Annotated in this window: 23 protein-coding genes; 10 read left to right on the forward strand and 13 right to left on the reverse strand. The window is 72.0% G+C overall.

The features are described 5' to 3' along the window. Positions 1 to 92: 92 nt before the first annotated feature. The gene (locus tag ACGF12_RS31500; RefSeq protein ID WP_380613454.1) at positions 93 to 494 is read left to right on the forward strand and encodes a pyridoxamine 5'-phosphate oxidase family protein; all 402 of its coding nucleotides are present in this window, start codon (positions 93 to 95) and stop codon (positions 492 to 494) included. Positions 495 to 509: 15 nt separating this feature from the next. On the opposite strand, the gene ACGF12_RS31505 is transcribed toward ACGF12_RS31500, so the two are convergent. The 6 genes from ACGF12_RS31505 to ACGF12_RS31530 all read right to left on the reverse strand — a co-directional run bounded on the left by ACGF12_RS31505 (position 510) and on the right by ACGF12_RS31530 (position 5,790). After that, positions 510 to 914 (reverse strand): SRPBCC domain-containing protein, encoded by a 405-nt coding sequence (locus tag ACGF12_RS31505; RefSeq protein ID WP_393037586.1) that lies wholly within the window; start codon positions 912 to 914, stop codon positions 510 to 512. A 212-nt stretch (positions 915 to 1,126) separates the two neighbouring features. Then, positions 1,127 to 1,441 carry an ArsR/SmtB family transcription factor gene (locus ACGF12_RS31510; RefSeq protein ID WP_393037589.1) on the reverse strand — a complete coding sequence of 105 codons (315 nt, stop codon included), beginning with the start codon at positions 1,439 to 1,441 and terminating at the stop codon, positions 1,127 to 1,129. Positions 1,442 to 1,519: 78 nt separating this feature from the next. Continuing rightward, a complete protein-coding gene (locus ACGF12_RS31515) occupies positions 1,520 to 3,244 on the reverse strand; it encodes an ABC transporter ATP-binding protein (RefSeq protein ID WP_393037592.1) in 1,725 nt (574 codons plus the stop codon). Between the two features lie 84 nt (positions 3,245 to 3,328). Then, positions 3,329 to 3,589 (reverse strand): lasso peptide biosynthesis PqqD family chaperone, encoded by a 261-nt coding sequence (locus tag ACGF12_RS31520; RefSeq protein WP_393037595.1) that lies wholly within the window; start codon positions 3,587 to 3,589, stop codon positions 3,329 to 3,331. Between the two features lie 36 nt (positions 3,590 to 3,625). After that, positions 3,626 to 4,060 (reverse strand): lasso peptide biosynthesis B2 protein, encoded by a 435-nt coding sequence (locus ACGF12_RS31525; protein WP_393037598.1) that lies wholly within the window; start codon positions 4,058 to 4,060, stop codon positions 3,626 to 3,628. Continuing rightward, on the reverse strand, positions 4,057 to 5,790 hold the full coding sequence (locus ACGF12_RS31530; RefSeq protein ID WP_393037601.1) for an asparagine synthase-related protein: 1,734 nt from the start codon (positions 5,788 to 5,790) through the stop codon (positions 4,057 to 4,059). Before ACGF12_RS31530 ends, ACGF12_RS31525 begins: the two co-directional genes overlap by 4 nt. 635 nt (positions 5,791 to 6,425) lie before the next feature. Between ACGF12_RS31530 and ACGF12_RS31535 the strand changes: the two genes are divergently transcribed. The 5 genes from ACGF12_RS31535 (at position 6,426) to ACGF12_RS31555 (ending at position 10,999) form a co-directional block, all read left to right on the forward strand. Next, positions 6,426 to 6,563: a hypothetical protein gene (locus ACGF12_RS31535; protein ID WP_393037603.1), complete on the forward strand. Its 138-nt coding sequence runs from the start codon at positions 6,426 to 6,428 to the stop codon at positions 6,561 to 6,563. A gap of 645 nt (positions 6,564 to 7,208) precedes the next feature. Then, positions 7,209 to 7,682, forward strand: coding sequence for a hypothetical protein (locus ACGF12_RS31540; RefSeq protein ID WP_393037606.1), 474 nt, complete (start codon positions 7,209 to 7,211; stop codon positions 7,680 to 7,682). 312 nt (positions 7,683 to 7,994) lie between these two features. After that, a complete protein-coding gene (locus ACGF12_RS31545) occupies positions 7,995 to 8,336 on the forward strand; it encodes a hypothetical protein (RefSeq protein WP_393037609.1) in 342 nt (113 codons plus the stop codon). A gap of 52 nt (positions 8,337 to 8,388) precedes the next feature. Beyond that, positions 8,389 to 9,486 (forward strand): YncE family protein, encoded by a 1,098-nt coding sequence (locus ACGF12_RS31550; RefSeq protein ID WP_393037612.1) that lies wholly within the window; start codon positions 8,389 to 8,391, stop codon positions 9,484 to 9,486. Between the two features lie 505 nt (positions 9,487 to 9,991). After that, positions 9,992 to 10,999, forward strand: coding sequence for a transporter substrate-binding domain-containing protein (locus ACGF12_RS31555; RefSeq protein ID WP_393037615.1), 1,008 nt, complete (start codon positions 9,992 to 9,994; stop codon positions 10,997 to 10,999). 720 nt (positions 11,000 to 11,719) lie between these two features. Here the strand turns inward: ACGF12_RS31555 and ACGF12_RS31560 are convergent. From ACGF12_RS31560 to ACGF12_RS31570, 3 genes are all read right to left on the reverse strand, one after another. Beyond that, on the reverse strand, positions 11,720 to 12,235 hold the full coding sequence (locus ACGF12_RS31560; RefSeq protein WP_393037618.1) for a DUF302 domain-containing protein: 516 nt from the start codon (positions 12,233 to 12,235) through the stop codon (positions 11,720 to 11,722). Further along, complete coding sequence (locus ACGF12_RS31565; protein WP_393037621.1) at positions 12,232 to 12,990, reverse strand: hypothetical protein; 759 nt, start codon at positions 12,988 to 12,990, stop codon at positions 12,232 to 12,234. Before ACGF12_RS31565 ends, ACGF12_RS31560 begins: the two co-directional genes overlap by 4 nt. 106 nt (positions 12,991 to 13,096) lie before the next feature. Beyond that, positions 13,097 to 14,434, reverse strand: a complete 1,338-nt coding sequence (locus ACGF12_RS31570; protein WP_393037624.1) for a helix-turn-helix domain-containing protein — start codon at positions 14,432 to 14,434, stop codon at positions 13,097 to 13,099. A gap of 193 nt (positions 14,435 to 14,627) precedes the next feature. On the opposite strand from ACGF12_RS31570, the gene ACGF12_RS31575 reads away from it, so the two are divergent. Then, entirely contained in the window at positions 14,628 to 15,380 is a 753-nt protein-coding gene (locus ACGF12_RS31575) for a DUF4232 domain-containing protein (protein WP_393037626.1), read from the forward strand. A gap of 339 nt (positions 15,381 to 15,719) precedes the next feature. Here the strand turns inward: ACGF12_RS31575 and ACGF12_RS31580 are convergent, their stop codons facing one another. The 3 genes from ACGF12_RS31580 to bla all read right to left on the reverse strand — a co-directional run bounded on the left by ACGF12_RS31580 (position 15,720) and on the right by bla (position 19,349). Then, positions 15,720 to 17,201: a purine-cytosine permease family protein gene (locus tag ACGF12_RS31580; RefSeq protein WP_393037629.1), complete on the reverse strand. Its 1,482-nt coding sequence runs from the start codon at positions 17,199 to 17,201 to the stop codon at positions 15,720 to 15,722. Between the two features lie 194 nt (positions 17,202 to 17,395). Then, a complete protein-coding gene (locus ACGF12_RS31585; protein WP_393037632.1) occupies positions 17,396 to 18,364 on the reverse strand; it encodes an MBL fold metallo-hydrolase in 969 nt (322 codons plus the stop codon). A gap of 37 nt (positions 18,365 to 18,401) precedes the next feature. Continuing rightward, positions 18,402 to 19,349, reverse strand: a complete 948-nt coding sequence (gene bla / locus ACGF12_RS31590; protein WP_393037635.1) for a class A beta-lactamase — start codon at positions 19,347 to 19,349, stop codon at positions 18,402 to 18,404. Positions 19,350 to 19,523: 174 nt separating this feature from the next. Between bla and ACGF12_RS31595 the strand changes: the two genes are divergently transcribed. From ACGF12_RS31595 to ACGF12_RS31605, 3 genes are all read left to right on the forward strand, one after another. After that, entirely contained in the window at positions 19,524 to 20,471 is a 948-nt protein-coding gene (locus ACGF12_RS31595) for a LysR family transcriptional regulator (RefSeq protein ID WP_393037638.1), read from the forward strand. A gap of 185 nt (positions 20,472 to 20,656) precedes the next feature. After that, positions 20,657 to 21,526 carry a serine hydrolase gene (locus tag ACGF12_RS31600; RefSeq protein WP_393037650.1) on the forward strand — a complete coding sequence of 290 codons (870 nt, stop codon included), beginning with the start codon at positions 20,657 to 20,659 and terminating at the stop codon, positions 21,524 to 21,526. Between the two features lie 181 nt (positions 21,527 to 21,707). Then, positions 21,708 to 22,586: an NAD-dependent protein deacetylase gene (locus ACGF12_RS31605; RefSeq protein WP_393037642.1), complete on the forward strand. Its 879-nt coding sequence runs from the start codon at positions 21,708 to 21,710 to the stop codon at positions 22,584 to 22,586. Here ACGF12_RS31605 and ACGF12_RS31610 read toward each other — a convergent pair. Continuing rightward, entirely contained in the window at positions 22,561 to 23,397 is an 837-nt protein-coding gene (locus tag ACGF12_RS31610) for a hypothetical protein (RefSeq protein ID WP_393037645.1), read from the reverse strand. The two genes, ACGF12_RS31605 and ACGF12_RS31610, sit on opposite strands and share 26 nt — an antisense overlap. Between the last annotated feature and the right edge of the window lie 142 nt (positions 23,398 to 23,539).

Raw genomic sequence — 23,539 nt, forward strand, 5'->3', positions numbered from 1 at the left:
AGGTCCTGGCGCCGGTCCCGATGCCGCCGGTTCCGATGCCGCTACGGCCCCCGGGACGTTGATCGTCTCCCGGGGGCCGTACCATCCCGATCATGGCCCACGACCCGCGCGACCTCGACGAAGCCTTCCTCGCCTTCTGGCGCGAGCGGCACATCTCCACCCTGACCACCACCCGGCCGGACGGCTCGCCGCACGTGGTGCCGGTCGGCGTGACCTTCGAGCCGAAGACGGGCACCGCCCGGGTGATCACCAGCCGCACCAGCCGCAAGGCGCGCAACGTCGCGGCGGCCGGGGCGGAGGGCCTGCGGGTCGCGGTCTGCCAGGTGGACCGGGCCCGCTGGTCCACCCTGGAGGGCGTCGCGGTGGTGCGGGACGAGCCCGAGCAGGTCGCCGACGCGGAGCGGCGCTACGCCGAGCGCTACCGCACGCCCCGGGAGAACCCGGACCGGGTGGTCATCGAGATCGCCGTGGAGCGCGTCCTCGGCCGCGCCTGAGGGCTCGCGCGACGGTCACTCCGCGAGCGCGGGGGCGATCCGGCGCAGCACCGACGGCCAGCCCTGGGCCATGCCCTGGTGGGCCTGGCGGCCCATCGGGGTGTCCAGGTCGAAGCCCGTGTGCTCCAGCAACAGCCGCGTCCCGTGCCCCTCGGGCACCAGCCGCCAGGTGACGGTGGTGTCCAGCGACCCCTCGGCGAAGCTGTACTTCAGCAGCCGCTCCACCTCCACCTCGACCACCTCGCAGGGCTGCTGCCCCCACGGCCCCATGTCCAGCGTGAACCGGTGCCCCACCACCGCCTTCACGTCCCCGGCGGCCCACCACCGCGCGTGCAGCTCCGGATCGGTCAGCGCCTCCCACACCCGCGCCGGCGGGTACGGCAGGAACTCGTCGCAGTTGATCGCGGCCTTCTCGGTCATGAACTCTCCTCGTCCAGGAACTCGCGCAGCGAACGCATCCGCGCCCGCCAGTAGTGCTCGTACAGGTATGGCATCCGCCTGACCTGCGGCGGCGCCGCCGATCATGCTGCTGACCCGCGGAAACCGTGTTCGGTGGTTTTCGCCGGTCAGCGGTGTTCTCACCCCCGGTGTGCCCCGGAAGTGCCCTGCCGGGCCCTCTCCGGACGTGCTCGTCAGCTGCTCTCCTCATCGAGAACATCGCGGAGCGTTCGCATCCGCGCCCGCCAATACCGCTCGAACGGGTGGAGCCATTCCTCGACCTCGGCGAGCGGGCCGGGCTCCAGGTGGTAGTACCGATGCCGCCCGCGAGGCTCCTCGCGGACCAGCCGGGCACTCTTGAGCACGGCCAGGTGCTCGGAGACCGCCGGCCTGCTGAGCTCGAAGTCGCCCGCCAGCTCGCCGGCTGCCCGCGGCCCGCCCTGGAGGCTCTCCAACAGCTTGCGCCGTACGGGATTGGCCAGCGCGCTGAACACATCGAGATCTGCCATGCCTCCACAATGCGTCGGAGACTCCCGACATGTCAACTTCTTCCGACATGTGGAGGCGTTCTCCGGCCGCGGCCCCGGCTATCGCTGCCCGGAGAGCCGGCGGAAGTCCGGGTGGGTGCGGAGGAGTTCGGCGTAGGTTCCGGTGGCGGACGCGGTGCCGTCGGAGAGCATGACGACGCTGTCGGCCGCTTCGACGGTGGACATCCGGTGGGCGATGACGAGGAGGGCGCATTCCTTCCGGAGGCCGTGCATGTTGACCGTCAGGGCGGCTTCGTTGGCGGGGTCCAAATGGGCGGTGGGTTCGTCCATCAGCAGCAGCCGGGGGCGGGCGAGCACGGCGCGGGCGATGGCGATCCGCTGCCGTTCGCCGCTGGACAGGCGCACGCCGCGTTCACCGACGTCGGTGTCGAGCCCGGCCGGCAGGCGGTCCACCTTCTCGGTGAGGTTGACGAGGTCGAGGACCTGCCACAGCCGCTCGTCGGTGGTGTCCGGCGCGGCGTAGCAGAGGTTGTCCCGCAGGGTTCCGTGCAGGATCGGGCAGTCCTGTTCGACCCAGCCGATGTGTGAGCGCCACTGCGCGAGACCGAGGTCCGTGGCGGGCTGCCCGTCGATGCGGAGGCTGCCGCTCCACGGCTCGTAGAACCGGTTGATCAGGGCGAAGGCGGTCGATTTGCCGGCCCCGGACGGGCCGACCAGCGCCACGAGCGCGTGCGGGGGCACGGTGAGGGAGAGCCCCCGCAGGACCGGTGCGTCCGGGCTGTAGCCGAACCGCAGGTCGCGGATCTCCAGCGAAGGGACCGGGGCCGGCCCCCGGCCCGGGTGCCGCCACGGGGTGCCGCGGCCGATCGCGGCGGGGGCGCTGTCCTCGATGGGGAGCGCGTAGACCTCCTGGATGCGTTCGGCGGACCCCTTGGCCCTGTGCACCGAGGCGATGCCCTCCATCAGTTCGGTGACGGGCCCGGTGAGCTGGGAGGCGTACAGCAGCATCGCCACCAGGGCGCCGAGCGAGAGGGCCCCCTGGTCCACCCGGGCCGTACCGAACAGCAGGACCAGGATGAAGGCGGCGTTGATGGCCAGTTGGGCCGTGGGGGCGACCACGGCGGTGAGCCGGGCGCTGCGCACCGCCGCGTCGTAGGCGCGGTGCGCCAGGGTGTCGAGGTGGTCGATCTCCCGTTGTTCGGCGCGGTTGGCCCGGACGGTGCGCAGGGCCGACAGGGCGCGTTCCAGTCCGGCCGAGATCGCTCCCACGGCGGTCTGCAGCGCCGTCGAGGAACGGCCGATCTCCGCCGACAGCCTGTTGATCACGACGCCGCACGCGAGCAGCACGCCCAGGATGAGCAGCATCAGGAGCGGGTCCAGCACGAACATGGCGACGACGCTGCCCAGGGCGACGCACAGGTTGGTGGCGATCTGGACCGAGACGTGGGTCAGCGCCTCCCGCAGGACGACCACGTCCGTAGAGGCGCGTGCCATCAGGTCACCGACGCGCAACCGGTCGAAGGCGTGCATCCGGACCCGCAGCAGGTGCGAGATCAGGCCGGTCCGCATGCCCAGGACGAACCGCTCGCCGGTGCGCTCCAGCAGGAAGGTGGCGCAGGCACCGATGAACGCCTGGGTCAGCAGCAGCAGGACGAGGACGGTGCACGGGAGCAGGAGCGGGCGGTGCGAGGTGACGGCGTCGACCACACCCTTGGCGGCCAGGGGCTGCGCGACGCCCACGGCGGCCGCGGCCAGGGTGAGGAGCAGGGCGGCGCTCAAGGGGCGCCGCTGTCCCCGGGTCAGGGTCCACAGCTGTCGAAGCATCCTGTGCACGCCTCCATTCCGTGATCGTCGCCTTCATGGCCATCGCCGTCACGGCCGTCGCGCAGCCCCTGGCCGGGCCCGGGGTCAGCCGGTCTCGACCAGCCCGGAGGAGCGGAGCCGTTCGGTCATCGCCGTCAGGTCCTGGTGCGCCTGGGTCTGCGCGATGTCGAAGTGGGCCGCGAACTCCTCGGCCACTTGGTCCACGGTGCAGCCGTCCAGCAGGCGCCGCAGTGCGTAGGCACCGGTCTGGTTGAGCTGCCAGTAGTGCCCGGTGCGCTGGCTCAGCAGCACGGCGCCGTCGTCCGTGTCGGTGGACACCGTGTGGGCGGTCAGGCGGAGCGTCATGGGGCCCTCCTCGGGTGGTCGGGGTGCGGCCGGCTGTCAGGCCGTACGCGCCGGTTGCTTGGGGGCGACGGTGACCAGGGGCCGGAAGTAGCCGTCGGGGTACGGCTCGTCGATGATCCGGCCCTCCGCTTCGACCCAGGCGTGGGCGGCGAACGGCGTCGTGCGCACGCCGGCCTGCCAGGTGGGCCAGGCGCCCTTGAACCGGCACAGCACGGCGGTGGCGATCGACCGCTGCAGGCAGTTGTGGACGGCGCAGCGCAGGCTGACCGCCACGACGGCGGCGCGGGCCTCGGACGCCTGGGCGGCGGTGCCCGGGCGGGCACCGGTGCTCAGCATCCCGAGTACGGCACGCAGGCGGTCGGGCCGCAGTTTGGACAGCGGCCGGGCGATGGCGACGGCCGTCAGCGGCAGCAGACGCCGGTGCAGGGGCAGCCGGGTGCGGGCCCGGAGTGCGTAGGGTGGGCTGGTCACGGCGTCTCCTTCGGGTCGGGTGTGCGGCGCGGGTGACCGGTGCCGCTGAGGGACGGACCGGCCGATGCCGACAGTGCGGTGGGGCGGGAGACGATCTCCCGCAGCCACAGTTCGGCGCCGATCGTCGCCTCCAGTTGGGCGGACCAGACGTCCTCGGTTCGCGGTGGCGTGATCAGGGTGGTCCTGAGCCGGTCCGGGTCGATCAGGCCGCGGCGCGCCAGCAGCGAATCCTCGAACAGGTCCAGCAGATCGGGGACGTGTTCCTGGAGGGCGCGGTCGACCGGTTCCTCGCAGTCGCCCTTGGTGGTCCGGTCGAGGATCACCTCGGGCACGAGCCCGCGCATCGCCGTGGCCAGTACCGGCTTGTACCGCCAGGGGCTGTACCGCTCGTGGGGAAGGACCGACAGCACGGCCTCGATCACCCGGTCGTCCAGGTACGGCAGTTCCAGCGGAAGCCCCGCGGCGGCGTACTCGCGGCAGACCAGCCGGAGCACCGGGCCCGCGGTGCGCAGGGCGGTGAGGGCCTCGTGCTGTCCCCGGTCCGGTGCCAGCGGGACGACCTGGTCCGCCACCTCGCGGAAGAGCGTCTGCGTGATCCTCACCGCGTCCCCGGTGGCCCACGGTGTCCCCGGGAGCCGCTCCCCCCAGCCGAGGGCCGGGGCCCGCGACGGCGAGGTGGTCCGGGCGAGGTCGTCGGCGCACCGTCGCCACCAGGCGCCGAGGTCGCCCCCGCGCAGCAGCCCGGTCAGGCTGGGCAGCAACGGCCAGCTGTTGAGCGCCCGGTGGGCACTCAGTTGCCGCCAGGCGGTCACCGGTCGGCGGAGGAACAGCGTGCGCAGGTAGGCGGCGCCCCCGGTGAACAGCTCGTCGGCCCCGTGTCCGGCCAGGTGTCGGGTGGCGCCGTGCTCGACCAGGTGCCGGATCCCGAAGCGGATCGCGTTCATTCCCCGGGTCGCGGCCCGCGGGGCCTCCGTGTCGACCGCCCAGTACGGCGGGGAGAACACCGGCGGAGCGTCGGTGTCCGGCACGGTCAGGTGCTCGGCGCCCGGCAGCAGGCGTGCGGCCTGGCCGGCGTACAGCGGATCGTCGTTGATCGCGCTGCCGCCGGTCCAGCAGAAGGTCAGCAGGTCGGGGCGGTTCTCGGCGGCGAGGAAGCACAGCGAGGTGGAGTCCATGCCGCCCGAGAGGTCGGCCGACAGCCGGCCCCGGTCGGGCTGCCGCTGGGCCACCGCCTCCCGCAGTCGCTCGCGGACCCCGGCGGCCCCTTGCGACAACGGGAGGTCCGGCTCCGGCGGCTGCCACCAGCGCACGGCTCGGGCGGGGCCGTCGCCGGGGATCACCAGGCAGGAGTCCGGGGCCACCTGCCGCACGCCGCGCCACCAGCTGCGCTCGCTCAGCGGCGCGAAGAGCATCCCGTACGTCACGCTTGCCGCGACCAGGTCCTCGTCCGGCTCCGCACCGGTCAGCTCGGCCAGCACGTCGGCCCGGTCGCCGGCGATCGGCACGTCGTCCAGACGGGCGGTGAACACGGTTCGGGTTCCGGTGACGGTGCCCTGGAAGCGCACCCGCCCGTGGACCGATGCGACCACGTGGGTGTTGCCGGGGAGGCCGCGGGCGAGCGTGTCCACGTCCGACAGCTCGCGCACCGTCCTGGTCAAGGAGTCGAGACGTTCCTGCGTGACCGGGCTCAGGCCGAAGACCGCCACGCGGACCGGACCCGCTTCGGACACCACCAGGTCCTCCGGCGACCACGAACCGGCCAGCCACGGTCGGCCGGACGCATGGGCGACCGACCGCGGTGCCTTGTCGCCGATCCGACGGTGGGCCCGAGCACCGTCCGGGGAATCCGGAAAGACCACAAGGTGGTCGTTGAGCGACTGCACCTGCCCACCCCCAGGTTTCACGGGTTTCACGGCGGCATCCGTACCGCCGGTGTGCCGGCGGCTCTGTACGCGCGCCGGTGCCAGTGCCGCGCGGCCGTCCCCACCAGGGCGTCGGCCTGTCGGCGCTCTTCCCCGGAACCGTGCACTACCCCGGGAAGGCCACACAACCGGGCAAGGTCGACTTCCCTCATGGATCGCGCCATTTAATCAACGACAGGATCAGGCGAATGGTATTTCAATAGCATCTAAATTCCGTTAAGACGGTGCTCGATATGATCACTCCTGCTACAGCTGTTCACTGCTGTGCTAAAAAACCCCAGGCGAACCGACCAGGTGACGTTCCGCTTACGATCCACCTGCGGGAACACAAAGCCAGTCGGCAATGGCCGAATCTGGCTATCCGGCTGGACATTCTCGGCGGAGGCCCGTCCCAATGGAGTCACGCCATCCCAGGCTTCGGCCTCGATGCATTGGAGATAACCATGGCCAAGAACCAGCAGCTGCCCAAGCGCTACACCCCGCCCACGGCCGCCAAGGTCGGTGACTTCAGCAAGGACACGGACGGCACCATCTACACCCTGAAGGACGCGACGACCCTGGGCTTCAAGAAGCCGCGCTGACCTGGGCTTCGCTGACCTCGGCTCGATCGTGACAGCCCGCCGGCCCTGCCGGCGGGCTGTTCCGCGTCTCCGGGGTTCGCATGCCAACCCCGGACGCGACTCGCCGCAGGCCGGAGGCGGTTCCGGCCCTCCTGGGCGGCTCCGCGGGGAAGGGAAAACGGGTCGACGGAAACCACTCGTGAGTTCGAATTCCACCTTCCCTCCTTTACCTGGGAAAGCGGTCGTAGTTCCAGGCTTGATTCCTATCGGTAACTTCGACGTGTACCGACTGATGATCCGGTCGGCCCCGTAGGCGCGGGGAGGATGTGTTCGTGGACGCCGGGCACGGCGTGGGCGAACGGGCTGACCTGGATGTGGCCGGTTTCGGTGACGGTGATGTGGCCGCGTTCGCAGCGGCTGTCGCGGACCCCAATGGCCCCGCCGGCACCACCTTCCGCTATGTTCTTCCGAACGCGCGCCGGCGGGTCACACGGCCTGCAGGGGTTCCTCGAACAGCTCGGCCGGCAGATCGCGAACCAGCTCTGATCGTCGGCCGGCTGCGAACCAGCACCCGTCCGACGGAGACCCGGTCGCCAGGTGACGTCATTTCTGGTGGACATCCGCAGCGCTCGAGATCGACGACCACCCGAGAGGACCCAACACCTGATGTCCATATGGCCCTCGATCGTTGCAGTGCTCGGTACCCTCGCCGGTGCCCTGACCGCCGGACTCCTCCAGCACCGTTCGGCACGGACCGCACGCGCCGAGGAGCGCGCCGACAGCCATCGCCAGGACCAGCTCGGCGCCGTCACCGAATTCGCGGCCGCCCTGGACGCGCACCGCTCGGCGATGTTCCATCGGGAGCGCCTGGCCCTGACCGAGGCCGAGCCCGAGCACCAGCTGGAGGCCCAGACGAGGTCCCACGACACCCGGGCGGCAATCACCGCGCCCCACATCCGCCTTCAGGTCCTGGTCCCCGATCTGGCCGGCCCCGCCCAGCAGGCCGCCGATGCCACGTACGCGCTGCGCAAGGCCGTCGACCGGGCCGAGCTGGACGCCCGGCGGCACGCGGCCAAGGAAGCATCCGTCGCCTTCATCGCTGCGGCCGCCACGCTGCTGGCCCCCACAGCCGCTGACTGAGGGCGACCGCCGCCGGCGTCCCGGTCGTCCCCTCCGACCTTCCCGACCTCGACGGCACCGGGCGGTTGAGCTCAAGTTGGCCGGAGTTGACTGGCCGAGCCGTCGACCAGGCGTTGCGGCCAGGGTTGTGGATGGACCGTCACCGTCCTCGCAATGGCGGGCGATCACCGTACGGCCGCTCGTGCATCGATCAGATCTTCGCCTGCATGGGCTAGCCTGCCCCCGGGATCGCAACACGCGGTGCAAGAGGGGGAGTTGGTGTCCAGAATTCGTTCGGGGACGATTCGCCGGGCCGCTGCGGCACTTTCGGTCGTGGCGCTCTCGGTAGCGGCGCTGCTGGCACCGGTGACCTGCGGGGCCGCCGCGGCCACCCCGCCGGTCACCGGGAACGAGGCGATCGTCGCCGTGGGCGCGGTCGGGCCGAAGCCGATCGTCAGCCCGGACGGCACCCGGCTCTACGTGGCCGACAACGGGTCGTCGGGGGCCTCGGTGCTCGCCTTCGACACCACCACGGGCGCCGCCCTGCCGGCCGAGACCACGGACGTGGACGAGGACGAGATCACCGGCCTGGCCCTCGGCCCCGACGGCCACACCTTCCACGTGGCCGGGACCAACAACGCCGCCACCGCCGGCCTGCAGATCATTCAGCACTGACGGCCCGGCCCACGCGCCGTCACCACAACGCAAGTTCCACGAGGGGAAACCGATGTCCCGCACGACCACCCGCCGCACCGCGACGCTCACCGTGGCGGCCACCGCCGCGACCCTGCTCGCCCTGACCGGCACCGCCGCCGCAGCCGACGCCCCGCTGTCCGGCACCGAGGCGACCGTCACCGTCGGTGCCCGCAACGCCGCACCGGTGGTCAGCCCCGACGGCGGCACGGCCTACGTCGCGGTGACCGAGGCCGACAACACCTCCACGGTGAAGGCGGTGGACACCCAGTCCGGCGCCGTCACCGGGCGGCTGGTCCTCGGCACCCTCCAGTGGAGCGCCCACCCGGCGCTCAGCGCGGACGGCTCACGCCTGTACGTGCTCGACGGCCAGCGCCTCAGCGTGGTGGACACCGCCACCCTGACCCTGCGTGCCACCCTCGCCCTGCCCGACCAGCCCCGCCCGGCCGACTGGACCCCGGGTTCGACCGCCGGACTGGTCTTCAGCCCTGACGGCTCCACCCTGTACGTCTCCCAGAACGGAGCGACCGCCTACCGGCAGAACGGCCAGAGCCGGGTGCTGGCCTTCGCCACCGCGCAGCAGGCGTTCACCACCGCGGTCCAGGTCCCGGCGCCCTTCGTCGGCGCCCCCGCGGCCCGACCGGGCACCGGCGACGTGTACGTCGGCACCAGCCAGGGCGTGGTGCACGTGACCACGGCCGGCACCACGCCCGCTGTGGCCGGCACCGTCCAGGGCACCGCCGCGAACCTGGACTACAACCTGGCGTTCACCCCCGACGGCAAGCGCCTGTTCGCCCTCGCCGAACTCGGCGCCGGCGCGAGCACCCTCATCGACCCGGCCACCGACACCGTCACCAGCACCTTCCAGCCCGCCGGCAGCGGCGACGCGCTGGAGCACCCGCAGGTCAGCGCCGACGGCAGCCGGCTCTACCTCACCGACAGCAACTACGGCACGAGCAGCGCCTCGGTGCTCGCCCTCGACACCGCCACCGGCGCCCCCGTACCCGCGGAGACCGCCGGCGACCTCAACGAGACCGACCTCACCGGCCTGGCCCTCGGCCCCGACGGCCACACCTTCTACGTGGGCGGCACCGCCGGACAGAGCGTCAACCTCCAGATCGTCGCCCACTGACCGCCCGCACGACAGCCCCTGCCCGCCGTGCGGGCGGGGCCCTTTTTCTCCTTGCCGCACACGACTCCTGACGGCGCCACAGGTCAGGACAGCGGCAAGGGAGCTGACCAGCCGTCCGCGAGGCGAACCGGCTGCTGGAGGTGCGGCAGGAGTTTCGCGCTCCTGGATGGGAGGCGGCCGGAAGCCGCGGGTCGCGGAAGCCGGCTCCGCGCGGCTCGCGTCCTGCGCGCCGGGATCCCCGATGGAGCGGCCCGTCCGCCCGTGGGGCCCTCGTGCGTCGAGGCACGGTTCCGTCGGGGTTGTGGGAGCGGAACCGTCAGGGCCGCGGACCGCGTCCTGTGACTGTCAGGGTTCACCAAAAGGCCCTGCCCCCTTGCCAATTCGTTCGACGTGCCCTCACATGTCTTCCACGCACACCGTCGGCCACCACCGGCGTGTCGGCCGGCGTCGGACGCCGGCCGGCGGAGTACCGGTGACCCGCAACGAATCCATCGGAGGACACCTGATGCGGCTTCGCGGAACCACGGCGATACTCGCCCTCACCACCCTGGTGGCGGCGGTTCTCACGACGGGCGGAACCGCCCGGCCGGCCGCCACGCGGATCACCGCGGCCACCGGCCCGCTGTCCTTGTCCCTGCCCAGCCTCGCGGCCGACACCGCTTCCGCCTCGGACCCGTCCTGCAAGGCGAGCAAGTACCCCCCGAAGAAGGACCTCTCCGGGCCGACCATCAAGGCGATCCAGGCCCGCGGGACGATCAACATCGGTGTGGACCTGAACGACTACGACTGGGGATTCCTGGGCCCGGACGGCGCCACACCCCAGGGATTCGACATCGACCTCGCGAAGGCGGTCGTCGCCTCGCTGGGAAACCCGAAGGTCAACTGGGTCGCGCTCGACGACGCCCAACGCCAACCGCGCCTCAAGGCCACCGACGACCAGCACGTCGATCTGGTCGTGCACACCATGACGATCACCTGCAAACGGAGCCAGGACGTGGCCATGTCCACTGTCTACTTCGAAGCCGGACAGCGGGTCCTGATGCCGGCCGCGAAGGCCGAACAGGGTGAAAGCGGGTCCGACGCGATGAAGGGCAGGCGGGTGTGCGTCGCCGCCGGCTCCACCGCCGAGACCCTGCTGGAGCCGGACACCACGCTGCCGGTGGCCCAGCAGAAGTACAAAGTGGCCAAACTCGACAAGCGGGACCAGGAGTTGGACTGCCTGGTCCAGCTCGAACTCGGCAACGAGGACGCGATCGTCACCGACGACGCCATCGCCTACGGCCTGGCCGCCCAGGACCCGCAGACCACCGTGGTCGGCGACCAACTCTCCGACGAGCCCTACGGCGTCGCCATCTCACCCAGCGAACCGGACCTCGCCTCCTGGGTCAACCAGGTCCTGGAGGACTATCGCGCGAGCGGCGCCTGGCGGCAGAGCTACGACCACTGGATCAAGCCCAACGTCCCCGGCCACCCCGAATTGCAGCCACCCGCGGCGCAGTACTCCAACTCGTGACCACAGCTCGCTCAGCCCGGCAACAGGCCTGGTTGCGACTGCAGGGCGGGGGTGTTCCTGATGAAGCTGTCGAACCCCAGCGGGGGGGCCGAGCAGTTCGGCGACGTCGTTCGTGGCCCGGTCGTACCGGTTCTCGCGGTGCAGCCGCGCCATCGTGGCGATGTGCTCGAAGACGTGGGGCGGTAGGTCCAGCCCCTTGAGGTCGCGTTCCAGCCACTCCTCGTACGGCACGTCGACATAGGTCACGGTACGGCCCAGGGCGGCGGAGAATTCGGCCGCGATGGCTGTCATGTCACGGGAGCGCGCTCCGGTCAGTTCGTGGACGCGGCCGGACCGCGGAGCCGGGTCGAGCAGGAGGCGTGCGATGACCTCCGCCACATCGGCCGCGGCGACCGGCGAAGTCCGGGCGGAGCCGAACGGGAGGCGGATCGTGCGGTCTCGCAGGATCGAGGCGACGGATGCATCGTCGATCGCCTCCTGTCTTCCGGACCAGGCGTCCGGTCCGCTCGGGGCGGCTCTGCGGGCTGTCGAGCGTGCCGTGGAGGACGTCCCTCGTCATGCACCACCGGCATCGTCGTCGACCTCGGCGGCGACACGGGCCGGGCCGTCACCTCCTTCACCGTACCCGCGGCGGCAGTACGCCGCAGGCGCGTCGGTGATCATGGCGGTCGGTTCACGGGCACCCGGTCACCGGTAACGGTCCCCGTATCGATCCCGGTCTTAAGTGGTTGCCAGCTGCGGGGGCATCGCGCCGCCGAGTAGGCTGATCAACTGAGAGAGCAGGGCGTCGAGTTCACGACCGACGGCGGAGATCCTCTCGTCGTGGTAGCTGGCGAACAGCAGGCTCGGCTGGTCGACCGCCAGTTTCGTGTCGCCGTCGGGGTCGGCATAGAGGAGAGTGCGCAGCGGCGCGTGGAGCATGACCGACGGGTCGTGGCGGAACATGCGTTCGGCGATGGTGTGGTTGCCCATCAGGTACTGCGTGGCCTTCCAGTGGGAGGGCGATCCGACCATCAGGGCGGTGAGGTCGCCGCGGTAGTAGCGCATGAACCCGTAGGGGGCGTTGATCTCGGCGAGTTCGAGCGTGGCGTCCCAGGAGGCCAGCTGGAAGAAGCGGGCCTGATCGACCTCCGGGACCAGGGTCTCGTACTGCTCGCGGGCGGCGTCGTACGGCTGCGGGAGTGCCACGACGAGGCGCCGGGCGGGGTGGTCGACGGTCGTGGTGTGCATGGTCATGGCTGTGCTTCCTCCGGGGCGGAGCGGACCAGTTCCACGTGGTGGATGTCGAGGGTGATGGACGGCAGGTTGAGGTTCACGCTGTTGTCGGGGTTGCGGCGGAAGACTCGCCGACGGGTGGCCACCAGCAGGCCGTCGAAGGACCGGTGGCGGCTGGTGTAGTGGCCGACCAGTGCGCTGCCGTTGACCTCGGCGATGTAGTCCATGCGTCGTTGCAGGCCGAGGGCGTCGAAGTAGAACACCTGCTCGGGACTGTGGGTGGCGATCTCGGCCGGGAAGCGCACGTGCAGGCGTCGCCAGGTCTGTCCGGCCTCGTGCCAGGGCTCGATCTCGCGGGTTCGGACGCCCGGATGGGTGAACAGGAACGGTGTGGTGAAGTAGTTCCAGCACGCGTAGCCCAGGAAGTAGCCCAGATGCGGGGCGTCCCAGGCGCTGTTGCGCAGCATGCCCTTGAAGGCGGCGCGGGCCGGATCGAGGGTCTCGACCGGCTCACCGTCGAGGGTCTGCACGGTGACCCGGTCGGCTGCGGCGTCGAAGACCATCCGCCGGTCCGGTCGGGTGAAGGGGCTGAACACGATGTGCTCCCGGCCCGCATCCAGCGTGATGACCTGGTCGAACGTCCGGCCCGTCGGCCAGCCCTTCGATGCCCAGATCGGGCCCCCGATCGAGAGGTCGACCTTCAATCCGCGCACGGTGTTCCACAGTTCGCGGCCGCCGGCCGTGGCGATGGCCAGGTCTGGCAGTTCGCCGGTCATGGACCACACTCCTTCGGTGGCGTGTACCTCCACCAAGGTTGACCGAAGTGTCCGCCGGCGGCTCGCTCAGGCAGTGGGGAGATCGCACGACCTTGATCGACTTCTGCTAGCCGTCCGTCCGCTTGATCCACTCGCTGCTTCCCGGCGGGTAGTCGTAGCCGGGGCGGTTGACGTCGGCGCTGGTGCGGAAGGGGGTGCCCCTGTTGTCGATCTGGATGGTGCCGCGGCGGTCTCCGCTGGACCAGTCCAGTGTGAGGTCCCATCGGACGTCATGCGCCTTGGTGTGCGCGGTGACGTAGAAGACCTCGGGGTCGGACTTGCTGACCTTGTACGGGAAGTCGCGCTGGCCGCCCTTGACGGTGATCACGGGACTGCCCCTGTCGAGGTCGATGTCGAAGGACTTGGTGTCGACCTCGCCGCCGCAGCCGACACCCATCGAGTAGTCGTTCCAGGCGAGCGGCGCGCCCTTGGCCGTGATCCGCACGTGCAACGCCTCCAGGACGACCGGGTCCGCTCCGGTGCCCTGGACGGTGAGGGCGACCTGCTGCTCGCCGGAGGAGACCGCGCCGTAGGCGGCGGCCCAGCGCGGGGCGTCGCGCTCGGTGGCGGGCGGCCCGACCTGGGCGGGCGCGCTGTTGACGAGGAAGTGCTGGCTGCACGGGTCGGCGTAGACGTACGGGCGGGTGCCGACAGTGAGCGGCGCGGGCGCGTCGGCGGGCTGGGCGGGGGTGGACGGGCTCGGGGTGGTCGTCGCGGTTGCCAGGGCGGTGTTTGTCGGCGTCACGGTCCCGGTGGTGGAGGCGGCGGGGGCGGGGAGGGACGGTTCCGGCACGGCCGGCACGCCCGTGGCCGCAGCCGTCGCCGCAGCCGTGGCCGTGGCACCGGCCGCCTGCGGGCCTCCCGCGCCGCTCCCGCCGCCCCAGATCGTGGGACGCGCGACGATCATCACTGCGGTCAGCAGGGCGACGGCCGCGGCGGAGGCGATCAGCGCGCTGCGGCGGCGCAGCGGCCGCACGGGCTCCGCGACCGCCCCGACGACCGGCGCCACGACGACCGGCGCCCCGCCCGTCTCGCCCGCGGTGGGTTCAACCGGGGCGACCGGGGCGGCCGGGGCGGCGTCGGGCTCCGCGACCGGAGCCGGGGCCTCGGCCGGTGCCGGCTCCGCGGTCCGGTCCGTCCGGCGCCCTCGGGCCGCGTCCGCCAGGATCCAGCTCCGGTGCAGTTCCACGAGCTCTTCCGGGGTCGCCCGGCACACCCGTGCGAAGCGCTCCGCCGGCATGTACTCATGGGGCAGCGCCGTGCCGTTGCAGTAGCGGTGCAGCGTCGACGTGCTCATGTGCAGCCGCTTGGCCAGCGTTCCGTAGCTCAGGCCCGAGCGGTCCTTGAGCTCGCGTAACAGCCGCGCGAACTCCTCCGTCTCGACGGCCCCTGTGCCCTCCGACACCCGTCCCCTCCGTTCCCCCGGCGTCCCGTTCCAGCGTTCCAGGCTCGTCCCACTCCCGCTGGTCAGAGCCTCATTCGCCGTTCCACCCTACCCATCGTGCCGCCGGGTGTGGCGGCCGGGACGGATCGCTCCGCAGGCTTCGGTCATCCGATCGACGCACCACCTGAGCGCATGCCGAAAGGGGCACGACCACATGTCCGTCCGCACCTCCCGCACCCGCCTGATCACCGCTGCCGCGAGCGTGGCGCTCGTCGCCTTCTCGATCACCGCGTGCAGCGACGACCACGGGGACATCGGGACGGCAACCGGCCCGTCGCTCAGGGCCACCGTGCCCGCAGCGGCGCCCGCCTCGCCGACGGCCCCCTCGACGTCCGCCGCCCCGTCCGTCGGCACCGGTGGCAGCACCGACAAGGCCCCGGCCCCCGCACCCGCGCCCACCGCTTCCAAGCCCGCCGCTTCCAAGCCCGCCGCGAACACCCCGGCACCGAAGGCCCCCGCAGTGCCCCCGGCCGCCAAACCGACCACCTGCGAGGGCTCCACCACCAAGACCATCGCCGCCCCGCTGAACCGACCCGTGAACCACATGCTGCTCACGGTCACCAACACCGGCTCCGGCACCTGCTACCTCTACGGCTACCCGGCCGTCCAGTTCGGCGAGGCCCAGTCCGTGCCCCCGGTCATCACCGACTCGAAGCCGCAGGCCGTCGTCACGCTCAAGCCCGGCGAGTCCGGCTACGCCTCCGTCAACCTGTCCTCCACCGACGGCACCGACGGCTCGAACGGCCGCACCGCCACGTCCCTGGCCGTCTACTTCCAAGGCCCCTCCGGCGACGAGAGCGTCGGTACGGGCGCTCACCCGTCGCTGCCCGCGAAGGGCGTCTACGTGGACGACTCCCTCAAGGTCACCTACTGGCAGCAGTCGCTGGACGACGCCGTCTCCTGGTGACCCCGGCAACACCCGAACAGCCGACAGCGCCCAGCCCGAAAGCAGGCACACCACCATGCGCAGCACACCCCGCAGAATCGCCCGGCTACTGGCCGTCTACATCGGCGCGGCCTGCCAGGTCCTCCTCCTCGGCGATCCGACGGCCCGGGCCCCGGGCGGGGCGGGCCGGAGGCTCGCGGGCCTGAGGTTCGTGGGCCTGGGGTTCGTGGGCCCGAAACCGCCGCCGACAGGGTCTGACCAGTACCTGACCACGACATCGAAACCGGACCGCCCGGTCGCCGGCTCAGGTGAGCCGACGACCGGGCGGTCCGGGGGCGTGCGGAGGTTCGTATCGCGGGGTCAGACGGTGACCTGTTCGGTCCGCTCCGCCTGGAGGTCGGCGGGCTGCTCGGCGGTGGCGGAGGTGTTCTCCCGGGGCGCGGGGAGTACGGCCATGATCACGGCGGAGATCACGATGGTCGCGGCCCAGGCGAGCCCGTACTTGCCGACGGGAGTGTCGGAGAGTGGGCCGGCGAACCAGTCGCACTTGGTGAAGGCGAGCCCCATCAGCAGTGCGAGGACCCAGGACACCATCGCCTGCCAGCAGAAGCCGCCCACGTACCAGTACCGGCTGTTCCTGCTGGTGTCCATCAGCGCGGCGGCGTCGTAGCGCACCGCGCGCGAGCGGCGGCGGAACATGTCCACCGCGTAGACGCCGATCCAGGCCGAGAAGGAGACGGCGAGCAGGATGAGGAAGGTGATGAAGGAGCCCAGGAAGCTCTTGGCGACCAGCATCAGCAGCAGGCCGCCGACCAGCGAGATCACGGCGTTGATGCTGACGGCCATGGCGCGCGGCAGCTTGACGCCCATGGTCTGGGCGGTGAAGCCGGCCGAGTACATCGAGAGGCTGTTGATCAGCAGCATGCCCACGATCGCGGTCAGCAGGTAGGGCACGGCCAGCCAGGTCGGCAGCAGGTCACCGAGGAAGGAGACCGGGTCCGCGGCCTGCGCCAGGCCGGGCGAGGCCACCGCCATCACGGCGCCCATCAGCACCATCGGCACCACCACCATGGCGGCACCGGAGACCGTCACGCCGACGATCTTCCTGCCGGAGGCCTTGTGCGGCAGGTAGCGGGCGAAGTCCGGGCCGGTGGGGACCCAGCTGATGCCGCCGGCGGCGATGGTCCCGATGCCGGCGATCATCATCGCGGTGGTACCGGCGGGCTTGGCGAAGACCTCGCTCCAGTGCATGGTCGCGACCAGGTAGCCCAGCACCAGCACGCTGAAGAGGCCGAAGAGGTACGTCGACCAGGTGTTGCAGACGTTCAGTGCCTTGCGGCCCATGCCGGAGACCACGAAGGTGCAGGCGACGAAGGCGAAGAGCGTGATCACGATCAGCGCGGTGTTGCTCTTGATGCCGAAGAGCAGGTCGAGGACGGTCAGCACGGCGTAGGCGCCGGTGACGGCGTTGATCGTCTCCCAGCCGAACCGGGCGATCCAGAGGATCGCGCCGGGGAAGAGGTTCCCGCGCACCCCGAAGGTGGCCCGCGAGAGGGTCGCGCCCGGCGCCCCGCCCCACTTCCCGGAGACCGACAGCACGCCGACCATGCCGAACGAGGCGAGCGCGGCGCACGCCGCGACGATCAGGACCTGCCAGAAGTTCAACTGGTTGAACACCACCAGGGCGGCGCCCATGGTGAGCAGCAGGACGCTGATGTTCGCCGCGACCCAGGTCGGGAAGAGCTCGCGGACTCTGCCCCGGCGCTCGTGGTCGGGGACGGGTTCGATACCGCGCGTCTCTATCGCGCCGTCGGCGTTGTCGGCGGTGGACAGGTTGTCCATGAGGGTGGCTCCGTGCGTGTGAAGCGGGGGAGAAAATTCGGGCAAATGACACATCTATGGAACTCTTCGCGCGTAGCGCGGGAGTTGAGTCATCCTACTGTGTTCGAGATGTGACCCGATTGATGTGGTCGTTCGCCGGCGGTCGCAGACGGTCGGAGGGTGGGGCTGGGCGGGGCGGGATCGCAGGGGGTGGGTCAGAAGGTGAAGGTCTCCAGGTGGTCGAGCCGGATGAAGCGGGCCTCGGGGCTGGACCGGTGGACGGCGGCCTGGAGGGCGGGGAGGCCGCCCCAGTCGTGGGCGGGTTCGGTGAGCGGGTGGTCGAAGTCGTCCCAGTGGGTGGGGATGACGTACGGGGGGTGGTCGAGGACGTCGAGGAGGCGGGGGACGTAGTCCGGGACGGAGGCTCCGCCGGGCTGGACGAGGAGGACGTCCGGGGCGAGGCCGGCGAGGTGGCGGGCGTCGTAGTTGGCGCCGCCGCTGTCGAGGATGCTCAGCCTGTCGCCGATGGTGATCAGGTAGGCGAGCGTGCCGCCTTCGACGAGGTCCGAGATGACCTTCGGCCGGGGCGGCGGCGAGCCGGGGCGGGTGCCGGGGAAGGGGACCTTCGAGCGGGGGCCGGTCATCGAGTGCAGCGAGTTGATCACCTGGATGGTGTAGCCGTCGAACTGCAGGTACTCGCCGCCGTGCACCACCGACAGCTGGTCGCCGGGCGCGCCGAGCGCGGTCAGCAGGTTGGCGTGGGTCTCGGTGCCCAGGACGGTCGCGCCCGTGCGGGTGGCGATGTACGGGATGTCGGGCAGGTGGTCGTAGTGGCCATGGGTCACCAGGATCTGGTCGGCGCGCAGCCGGAGGCTGTCGATGAGGGCGGTGTCGACGCTGAGCGGGGTGGCGGGGTCGGCACCCTTCGGGGTGTACGTCCCGGTGGGGAAGCGGGTGATCCAGGGGTCGATCAGGATCGTCGTGGGCCGGTCGGGATCGCCGAAGGTGATCTCCCAGCCGTTGTTGCCCAGCCAGCGCAGCCGCACGCCGGCCGAGCCGGCCGAGCCGGGCGGGCCGGTCCGGCGCCGTCGGCGGCCCGACGGACGGGCCTCGGTCGCGGAGGCGGTGAGCAGGTGGCGGCGGGACAGGCGGTCGGCGGCGGGTCGGCGAAGCGGGTGGGTCATGGCGGGAGGGGCTCCTCTGGTCGCTCGTGGGCGGTGGTCAGCCGAGGGCGGTGACGACGGCCTTGGTCGCCTCGGCGATCAGGGCGTCGTCGGAGGTGGCATCGGGCTTGCCGCGGTCGGACAGAACGACGATGACGACCGGGCTGCGGCCGCCGGCGGGCCAGGCGACGGCGACGTCGTTGCGGGTGCCGTAGCCCGCGTTGCCGGTCTTGTCGCCGATCTTCCAGTCGGCGGGCACGCCCGCGCGGATGAACGGGGCGCCGGTCGTGTTGCCGATCAGCCAGTCGGTGAGCAGCCGGCGCCGGTCCTCCGTCAGCACATCGCCGAGGACGTAGCGGCGCAGGTCCGCGGCGAAGACGCGGGGTGTGCTGGTGTCGCGGGGGTCGCCCGGCGTCGCCTCGTTCAGGGTGGGTTCGGTGCGGTTGACGTTGGTGGTCGGGTCGCCGAGGTCGCGCAGGGTCTGCTGGACGGCCTCCGGGCCGCCGAGCTCGGCCATGACCAGGTTGGCCGCCGTGTTGTCGCTGTACTCGATGGCGGCGGCAGCCAGATCACGCACCTTCATGCCCGTGGCCACGTGCTGGGAGGTGATCGGCGCCCACTTCAGGACGTCCTCCTGGCGGTAGGTGACCACCTTGTCCAGTTCCTCGTCGGTCGACTTGCGCAGCAGGGCCCCGGCGGAGAGCGACTTGATCGTGGACGCGAACGCGAAGCGCTCGTCGGCGCGGTAGGCGACCTCCCGGCCGTTGCCGGTGTCCACTGCGTACACGCCGAGTCGGGCGCCGAAGTGTTGCTCAAGTTCCTTGAAGGCGGCGTCGGTTGGGCGGGCGGTGGTCGTGACGGCGGCGGCCGTGACGGCGGTGGTCGCGGTCGCTGCCGGAGCACTGGTGCCGCCGGGGGTGCCGTGGCCGCACCCGGCCGTCAGGACCACCGCGAGCAGGGCGACGGCGGGCAGCGTGGAACGGGGATGCCGGAACACGGACGTCATCGGTGATCTCCAGGATCGGGCGCACGGGAAGGTCGGACGGGCGGTCACCGGCGCCGCGGGGCGGCCCGGCGGCGTCGGTCGTGCCGTGGCCCTCAGCTAAACAGGCCGTCAGGACTCCAGTCCAAGACCATGATGCTGAAGGGATCGATATCGAAATACCTATGATTGCTGCTCATGGACCTGTTGGGGCATCTCCGCCACTTCCGCGTGGTCGCCGAGGAGCGGCACTTCGGCCGCGCCGCCGAGCGGCTGCGGATCGCCCAGCCCTCGCTCTCCCAGCGGATCCAGCGGCTGGAACGCGAACTCGGCGTCACCCTGTTCGACCGCGGTCCCCGCGGGGTCGCGCTCACCCCGGCGGGCCGGCTGCTGCTCGCCGAGGCGGAGGAGGTGCTGGAATGCTCCGCCCGCCTGCTGGCCGTCGCGGCCGACCTGCGCACCGGCCGGGCGGGCACCCTTCGTGCGGCCGTACCACCCGACCTCGGACCGGCCGCCCTGGCCGCGCTGCTCACCGGGTTCGAGAGCGCCTCCCCGGGCACCCGGCTCGACCTGCGGGAACTGCCGGTCGCGGCCGCGGTGCGCGAACTCGCCCAGCACACGGTGGACGTCGCCGTCGTCCGCCACCCCTGCCCGGCCGCCGGACTGGCCTTCGGACCGGTCCTGCACCAGCCGCTGGGCGTGCTGCTCGCCGCCGACAGCCCGAACGCCGACCGCCCGGACCTGGCCGCGGCGGAGCTGACCGGGCGGCGTCTGGTGCTCTTCCCCCGTGCCACGGCCCCGGCGCTGTACGACGAGATGCTCACCACCCTGGCCCGGTACGGCTGCACCCCGGAGGCGGTCGTCGACCCGCCCGGCCCGGACGTCGCGGGCGCGCTCGTGCTCACCGGGAGCGCCGTCGCCCTGGTGCCGCGCACCGTGGCGCCACCGGGTACAGTCTGGCGTCCGCTCACCGGCACCCCGCTGACCTGGCGCACCTCCACCGCCTGGCCGTCCGGGCGCGACGGGCCCGCCGTCCGCCTGTTCGCCGAGGCCGCTCACCGGGCGCTGACCGAACCCGGAGGCCTGCTGCCCCAGCCGCCCAATCGCCCGCTCTTCCCCCGGCCCGCAATGGAGTTCCCGCTGTGACCAGCGACCGTACGAGCGCCGACCGCACGAGCGCCGACCGCACGGGCGCCGACCGCGCTCGCGGCGACCGTCCGAGAGGCGACAGCGCCGTCGGTGGCCGTGCCGCAGCCGGCGACGACCGTCCCGCAGCCGACCGTACGAGCGGCCGCCGGGACCCCGCCGGCACCCGTGCCGCGCGCGCCCGCATCGCGGCAGCCTTCGCCGAAGCCGGCGTCAGCGGCCTGCTGCACGCCCGCGACCTCGACACCGGCGCCGAGCTCGCCCTCGGCGCCGACACCCCGGTCAGTACCGCCAGCGTCCACAAGCTCTGCCTCCTGGTCACGCTGTACCGCGAGGCCGCCGCCGGACGGATCGACCTGACCCGGCCGGCGGACCTCCCCGCCGCCGGCCGCACCCCAGGACGTACCGGCCTGTCGGCCATGCTCGACGCCGCCCGGCTCTCCCTGCGGGACCTCGCCTACCTGACCGTCGCGGTCAGCGACAACGCCGCCGCGGACGTGCTCTGGGACGAAATCGGCCTGGACACCGTCAACCGCACGATGGCCGAGCTGGGCCTGACCCGTACGGTCGCCGTCCACACGGTCCGCGACCTGTTCGCCGCCCTCGCCGAGGACACCGGCCAGGACTCCCCGGTCGACCCCGCTGTCGTCGCCCGGCTCAGGGTCCTCGACCCGGCCTTCACCAACCGCAGCACCGCCCGCGAGATGACCGCCCTGCTCGCCGCCCTCTGGCACGGCGACGCCTGCCCCGGCGAACCCGGCGCCGCACTGCGCCGCCTGCTCGGCCTCCAGGTCTGGCCGCACCGGCTGGCCGCCGGCTTCCCGTTCGACGACGTCCGCGTCCACGGCAAGACCGGCACCCTGCCCACCCTGCGCCACGAGGTCGGCGTCGTCGAGTACCCCGACGGCGGCCGCTACGCCCTGGCCGTCTTCACCCGTGCCGCCGCCACCAGCATCACCCTCCCCACCGCCGACGCCGCCATCGGCACCGCCGCCCGCCTCGCCGTCGACGCCCTGCGCCTCATGGCGAGCGGGAGGGACGGCGAGCGCGGTTGACCGTGGCACCCGGTGAGGTGAGCGGGTCGCCCGCAGCCGCAGGAGAGCCGGACGGTGGGATTGAGCCCCAACCGGTCTCGGAAGGGCTGCGGCGGCGCCTGCCGTCGTGATCAGCCGGCTCACGGCGGCCGTCGCGCGGGCTCGTCGCGCGAGCCCGTCGGCGGGTTCTAGGCTGGACGGCATGGGTGTGCCCGCGACGACTCTCGGCGGTACGGCGGCCGATGCGGTCGGCCTGGAGGCGTTGGTGCGGCTGCTGGCCGGGCGGGGCGTCGTGGTGCTCAGCGGCGCGGGGTTGTCGACGGAGTCGGGCATCCCGGACTACCGGGGCGAGACGGGCAGCCGGCGGCGCGGGTCGCCGATGACGTACCAGGAGTTCACGAGCGGCGAGGCGGCGCGGCGCCGGTACTGGGCGCGCAGCCACGTCGGGTGGCGCACGATCGCGCGGGCCGAGCCGAATGCCGGGCACCGCGCGGTGGAGCAGCTGCGGCGCTCGGGTCATGTGGCGGCGGTGATCACCCAGAACGTGGACGGTCTGCACCGGGCGGCCGGCACGCGTGCGACGGTGGAACTGCACGGCGGGCTGCACCGGGTGGTGTGCCTGGAGTGCCGGCGCACCAGCTCGCGGGAGGAGCTGGACGGGCGGCTGGAGGCGCTGAACGCCGGCTTCCGGGCGGGGTCGGTCCGGGTCAACCCCGACGGCGACGCCGAGCTGCCGCAGGAGCTGGTGGACGGGTTCCGGGTCGCCCCCTGCGCGGAGTGCGGGGGAGTGCTCAAGCCGGACGTGGTCTTCTTCGGCGAGGCCGTACCCAGGCCGCGGGTCCAGCGCTGCTTCGAACTCGTCGACGCGGCACAGGCGTTGGTGGTGCTCGGCTCCTCGCTCACGGTCATGTCGGGCCTGCGCTTCGTCCGGCACGCCGCGCGTGCGGGCGCCCCGGTCGCGATCGTCAACCAGGGCGCGACCCGGGGCGACGACCTGGCCGTCGCCCGGGTCGGCCTGCCGCTGGGCGCGGTGCTGACCGAGGCGGCCCGGCGGGTCAGGGCCGGTTCGCCGCCAGCTTGAGCAGGGAGGCCCTGAGGGCGGCGGTGAACCGGTCCCGGGTGGCCTCGTCGATCAGGTCCAGCGACAGGTAGGGATTGAGGTCCTCCAGCTCGACGAGGAGGAGGTCGCCCTCCGGGGTGCGGCAGGCGTCGACCCGCTGGATGCCGTGCTCGACGGTGTTCCACGCGATGAAGCGGTGGGCGAACTCCAGGTCGTCGGCGGTGGGCTCGTACCGTTCGAGGCGCCAGCGCTGCTCCGGGTCGGGGGCGTGGAGGGCGTACTGGAAGGCGTCGTCGACGAAGTAGAACGAGACCTCGTATACGAAGCGGATCAGCGGCTGGACCAGGACGTCCTCGTCGTAGGTGACGGAGCCGAGCTGCTCGCGGGGGACGGTCCGCAGACCGATCGAGTCGGCGCCGAGCTTCGGCTTGACCACGTACTCGGGGACGACGGGCAGGCGCGCGAGGTCCTCGGCCCGGTCGACGGTGGGGATGACCGGGTACCCGGCGGCGCTCAGGTCGAGCAGGTACTGCTTGCCGGCCATGTCGGCGCGCCCGGTCAGCTGGTTGTAGACGCGGGTGCCGCGGTCGAGGGCGCGGCTGCGGAAGGCCTCGTACTCGGCGCGGTAGTTGAGCACCGGGCCGCTGTTGCGGACGAGGACCACGTCGAAGGCATCCATCAGCGCGGCGGCGTCGAGGGGGTGGCAGAGGGCGAGGTCGAAGTCCTCGCGCAGGGCGACGGAGAGCCGGATGTCCTCGTCGCAGTACCGGCGGCCCCGGGCCTGGTAGGCGAGATCGGTGACGAGCAGGACGCGGGGCTTGGTGGCGGGCATGTCGTCTCCTGAAGATCATCTTTCCTGGTCAGCCTACTACCCCCCGTTTTCGGGCTCTTCTGACGTACCTGTGGGTGTGATCACGCGGGTTGGCGGCCGGGCAGGGTGGGTCGGTTGCCGCCGAGGCAGAGCATGACGAGGG

This window comes from Kitasatospora sp. NPDC048296, from assembly GCF_043201815.1.
Lineage (GTDB): Bacteria > Actinomycetota > Actinomycetes > Streptomycetales > Streptomycetaceae > Kitasatospora.